Here is a 5,130-nt window from a genome sequence, read left to right on the forward strand (position 1 = left end):
ATATTTATTGAAATAAATCCAACTGGCGAGTGGGGATGGCTTTCTAATGATAAAAGAGAAATTGATTACGATATTGCAAAGAAATTATCTGAGGCTAATTAAAATGTTCTCTAGAATTATTGAGGAAGTTTTCCCATTTCTTTATTTTTACTATATTGCCAACAAAAAAACAGTTAGTGTGTATGATATCACCTTTTCAAATTTTGAGTTTTACTCAGGATTATCGGATGAAAAAATAGTCGAGAGACTTGAGAGCGAGCATAATAGAGCCAAGGAGATAGATGATAAGACTTTTAAATTTACATTGGCATTAAGTATATCATTAAGTATTATAAGTGCCGGTGCCAGTGGGGTTGTTAAATTTCTTCCTGAAAGTCAATTAAGTCCATATATATCGTTTGTGTTTTTTCTTTCTTCTTTTTATATGCTGTGTGGAGGTCTTATCTCATTGGGTTCATTAAAAACTCTACCAAAATTTGGGTATGGAACATATTTTGAGATCAACAAAAATAGAGAATCTTTAATTAAGGCTATTATTGGTCAGGAAAAAGTCAATATAATACGGCATATAAGGAATGAGCTTTCTTATATGAGTTTGCGAAATGGGTTTTTACTAATCCTCTTTGCTCTTATTTTGTGTTTATTTATATTGGCTACCAGTTTTTTTATGAGTCACTTACGATTTGAACCGTTGACATCTTACTGTCTATGAATAGTTATTAAAATTGTAGTGATTGAGTTTAATTTCCTCACCATTTACAAATATCAATCCTTCGCGAATTAGCTTCTCCAGCCAGCGCGAAAATTTCTTCTCGACGTTAATTCCCTTAGCCCGTAGATCGTCGCGCAAGAGCGCGCGGGTACAGGGCTTATTCTGGCTGATGCGTTGGTTAATACAGCGCCATAGCACCGTATGGTTGCGGGTGATATGAGGGACGCCGGGTGGTATGCCACTACTCAGTAAGTCATCGTCAGGTTGCCGGGGCTCGTCATTCAGCACCAGAGAGGTCACTGGTTCGCCATCGCTATCGATATAGATAACAACTTCCTCAAGATCGTAGGCGGTGACCTCCGGCATCTCCGCATCTTTCATCTTTGTACAACTCAGGGTGATAGCGTTGCGACGTCCCTCGCGCCTGACGTTAAACTCGGCATCCAGCGCAGCCTGAAAAGCACTTGAACCGCGTGCGCCCCGTTCCTGATCCTTACCCGAGTGATGAACGAGCATCATCGCTGCGCGCGTATGATAACGAATGGCGTCGCAACCCTGGATAAATGCGCCCATATCCCGCTCGGTGTTTTCATCTGAATTACCAAAACAGCGGGCCAGCGTATCGAGGATGATCAGCCGTACCGGCATTCCGGTCATGTTCTGAATGTCCTTTGCCGCCAGGATCACCTGTTCGATGCTTCCCGGAGCGGCTGGAAAGATCGGGCAGTCGACGCGAAACAGGTTATCGAGCGCCATCTCGTCATTAACGCTGAGTTCCCAGGCGCGGATCCGCCGCGATACACCGGTTCCTCCTTCTCCGGCGATAAACAGCACAGCCCCTTGATTGACTCGCCTTCCGCCCCATGACGTACCGCTGGCAATATGGCACGCCAGCGATACCGCCAGAAAGGATTTTAAAGAGCCGCCGGGGCCGTAAATACTGCACAGCGCCTCGGCGGGAATGAGTCCTTTCACCAGATAATCCTGACTCGTGTTAAACCCTTCTGAGCCCCGGCGCAGCGGAAGGGAGGTGGTGAGAGTACGGTCTAATGCTGTCATGGCTTACGACCTGAAATTTGCAGGAAGCTGCTGGTTGAACACAATCCGGGAAATGGATTCACCGTAGTGACGGTAAAATTCATCCCAGTCGCTCAATGTGGTGTCTGCAGGGAGAACCACACAGCCCTTCACAACCTCGGCAGCGGCGGTTGCATTCAGCAACCCGGTATTTTTCTCCTGACTGCAATCATTATCGCCAGCCAGGATAAGATGGCATTCAGGCCACTGAGCCCGGAAAGCGATGGCCACATTTTTCAGATTGTGCGCCGACAGGGCAGCAACGACTGGAAAATGATGAAGGCATGAGACCGCAAGCGTGGTTGCATATCCTTCGGTAATAATGATGCCTTCCGGTGGTTTGCTGTCCGGTGCCCAGGGTTCCGGTCTACCGTTGCGGCTCGCCTGATGTACCGGGCAAAAACAATCCTTCAGATGGCTACCGGCAGCAGGTACTTTTTCCCTCCAGGATGAATGAACTGCGCACCTGTCAGCTGCGCGCCTGTATTTCGAATTGGCAATACCAGCGTACCCGCCCCGAAATGCACGCCGCAGATTGTCCGGCTACTACGCTCAGTCAGAAGCCACTGGGCTCGTCGCCAGCCTCGCGTTGCCAGATACGGCGCTTCTCCGGATTCGCAATGACGAAGCAGTGTCTTAATACGCGATTCCATATTCAAAGCCTGTGATTTTTCCCTGGCTGGCGGAACCAGCGGTAGAGGATCAATGTCCTGCACCATTCCGGCGGCCGCAACCAGTGCGCAACCGAAGAAGCGGGAAACCAGATCCAGTCCGTCACCTGCGCCGCACTGATTGCAGAACCATGTGCCGCGCCCCTCCAGATCATCCATCCTGAAGCGATCCTTACCCCCACAACAGGGACACGGGCCATGTCGATGATTTGGTGGAATGAAAATGCCCAGTTGTTCAAATATTTTCGGCCAGTTATTGCGTGCCCGATCGGAGACGGCAGAAACGTAATAGCTCATGATTGCCTCCCATACACCTGCTGGATGTAGCGCCCTCGTCCATCGCCGTGACCAAGATCCATCGCAACCATCGCCCTGGCTTCCTTTATACTCAGCACCAGTCCCTGGTAGTGCGCCATCGCCTCCTGTGCCCATGAATAGTGCAGACTGTGTGGTGCATAGGGGCCAGTCAACCCTGCGCGAACTGCGCTGCCACGCCAGTAATTCATTGCGGCGCGCAGATCGGGTTTATTGAGCAAACGTCCCCCGCTTTGTATCATCAGGAGGATAGCCTGGTTCAGGATGCTGCGTAGCCTTTCAGGTTCGAGCACCACCGTCTGACGGGAACGTGATCCTTTGGTGCCAAAAACCACCTGCAATCGGTTTTCTCCGCGCTCTAACGCAGCGGCCCAGGTCTTCAGAGACTGACAACACTGCACCGCTTCCTGTGAACGCAAACCCATTGCTCTGGCAAGCTCCAGCGTCAGAGCCAGCCCTTCATCCTTTTCATGAAAAGCAGACAGCGCCGACAATCAGCGTTCTGAGGTTAATAGCAGATGCGTTCCTGCCCGGCTGGCGTTACCCAGCCCGAGCGCTTTATTGCTGATGCGCTCCGATTGGGCAAATTTTTGACGTCCAGACTGAGCAAGGATGGTACGCAGGGCAGCCATCTCGTTTTGTAGCGTGCGTGGCGTAATGCCTACTTCCCGTCGCGCCATCACGTAGCTTTCGATATGTGACGATTTCAGATGCTGGAGATCCTGAATCTGGATATTCAGCTTGTGCAGATGCTGGCTTAAACGCCCGGCGATGCGGAGGCGATCATGGACTGTTTTAAAACTGCCGCCAGCCAGCAGGGCGAGTTTTTCCATGCGTTTTGTAAGTTTCGACATAGCTACTCTCCACTCAATTCTCCGACGCGCGGTTGGGCACAGCGTGCTGTGCTGAACGATACCGGTGCGCCGGAGAATGCGCGGATGAGGTATGACGGGGTACGGTGATGCACGAATGCAGCCGCCTGCTCAGGCAGGTATATCCCCACAGGTAAAATGACCTGGCCTCCGGTATCGGTTCGGTAGTGCTGGTTTCTCCTCCTGGTAAGTGAATTTCTGACATCTGTTTGAGTGTCAGCCTGTTTGTTGCAGTGGATTTGCAGACAGTAGCTGGGTTGAAGCTGATCTGCGCGCTGGCGTCACTTTCACTCGCTTATGCTCTTAAAAGTGACGCCGCGTTTTGCAAATTCAGCAGGAAGTACGGACGCAAAGCCTTCGGCAATGCCGTCCGACTTCTCTACAGCGTTCTGTCTGTCGCTACGCTTGCAACAGTATAGCGATAAAGGGTGTGGTCACCTGTATCGAGACAGGAGGTCAGTTTCAGACCACGCTTCGTTCCCTGGTTGACCGGGGGGCTGACCGCCAAAGGCGCTTCTTACAGGTCGCAGTTCGTCTTAGAACAGGAAGCTTTTAGGGGTACTGCTATGAGTTGGGGATAGGGTAGATCTGGGGGAGAGAGGAAAGCTGTGGGAAACTGTTTTTGGGATTTGAAGAATTTAATCCTTGGGGGCATTAATGGATGCTGATAGAGTAATTATATTCATATTTTTACAGACTGATTCGCTAAATTCTATACTTATGGGGAAATAATAGGATGTTTTAGATGTAGCTAGAGTTTAGATTATTGGTGATCTTTATCCAGATGTTAAAAATCACCAATGTTTATGCTTTTCTGTAGTGTATTTTCAAGTCTTTGGGATAATATCTATGCCGTGTATTAATGGCTGGGCGCAATATACCTTGCGTGCTGATTGTAAAACAGCGCATTGATTATAATTCATTAGCTCATCTATGTTGTTCTCTATAACTATTAGATTTATGTCTCTTTTGGATTTTTTATAATGTTGGATGAGTTTATCTGGCATGCCTTTCGGTAAGACTTTCGTTAAATTAACATGACCAAATCGCATGAATGTACAAGCATCCAAATTCATATCAAAGGACATCATGTCACTATTATTTGCACGTTCAATTATTCCTCTGTCAGAAATGGCAATGCCCAAGTCTTTACTTGTGTACTTGAATAATATAAAACACGCCTCACTATTTTCGTTTAATAGTAATCGAGTTAAAATGTCCTCTATGAAATTTGTACTTCCATTGGGCTTTACAGCTAACAACATGAATAAGCATCTTAACCATTTTTTATACTCATCTTCATTTACATCAAATAATTGTGTTATTCTTTTTATTTGAGGTTTGTTTCCATCTAGTATTATAGAGTAGTCTTTATATAAGCTTGGATCTGTGGGGTGATAATTTCCAAGAAGTCCTATTGTATTTAGAGTCTTTTTTATAGAAAATGGATTTCGGAATGAATTTAATAATTTAAGCATGGTTA

Annotated in this window: 5 protein-coding genes and 1 pseudogene; 1 reads left to right on the forward strand and 5 read right to left on the reverse strand. The window is 47.4% G+C overall.

Annotated elements, in window-relative coordinates; genetic code table 11:
* Nucleotides 1-103 precede the first annotated feature (103 nt).
* Nucleotides 104-712 (forward strand): hypothetical protein, encoded by a 609-nt coding sequence (locus IM265_RS21470; RefSeq protein WP_136343998.1) that lies wholly within the window; start codon nucleotides 104-106, stop codon nucleotides 710-712.
* Here IM265_RS21470 and IM265_RS21475 read toward each other — a convergent pair.
* From IM265_RS21475 to IM265_RS21490, 5 genes and pseudogenes are all read right to left on the reverse strand, one after another.
* Nucleotides 707-1,771 carry a helicase RepA family protein gene (locus IM265_RS21475; RefSeq protein WP_136343999.1) on the reverse strand — a complete coding sequence of 355 codons (1,065 nt, stop codon included), beginning with the start codon at nucleotides 1,769-1,771 and terminating at the stop codon, nucleotides 707-709. The two genes, IM265_RS21470 and IM265_RS21475, sit on opposite strands and share 6 nt — an antisense overlap.
* Before the next feature lie 3 nt (nucleotides 1,772-1,774).
* Nucleotides 1,775-2,290 carry a toprim domain-containing protein gene (locus IM265_RS22105; protein ID WP_345719290.1) on the reverse strand — a complete coding sequence of 172 codons (516 nt, stop codon included), beginning with the start codon at nucleotides 2,288-2,290 and terminating at the stop codon, nucleotides 1,775-1,777.
* Entirely contained in the window at nucleotides 2,200-2,757 is a 558-nt protein-coding gene (locus IM265_RS22110; RefSeq protein ID WP_136344001.1) for a primase-helicase zinc-binding domain-containing protein, read from the reverse strand. Before IM265_RS22110 ends, IM265_RS22105 begins: the two co-directional genes overlap by 91 nt.
* Nucleotides 2,754-3,629: pseudogene (locus tag IM265_RS21485) on the reverse strand (integrase domain-containing protein). The gene IM265_RS22110 and the pseudogene IM265_RS21485 overlap by 4 nt, the downstream one beginning before the upstream one ends.
* An 845-nt stretch (nucleotides 3,630-4,474) precedes the next feature.
* Nucleotides 4,475-5,130 (reverse strand): hypothetical protein (locus IM265_RS21490; RefSeq protein ID WP_193056023.1); only part of this gene is annotated, 656 nt, incomplete at its 5' end.

It is taken from the genome of Enterobacter cloacae complex sp. P17RS, assembly GCF_014895885.1.
GTDB lineage: Bacteria > Pseudomonadota > Gammaproteobacteria > Enterobacterales > Enterobacteriaceae > Enterobacter > Enterobacter bugandensis.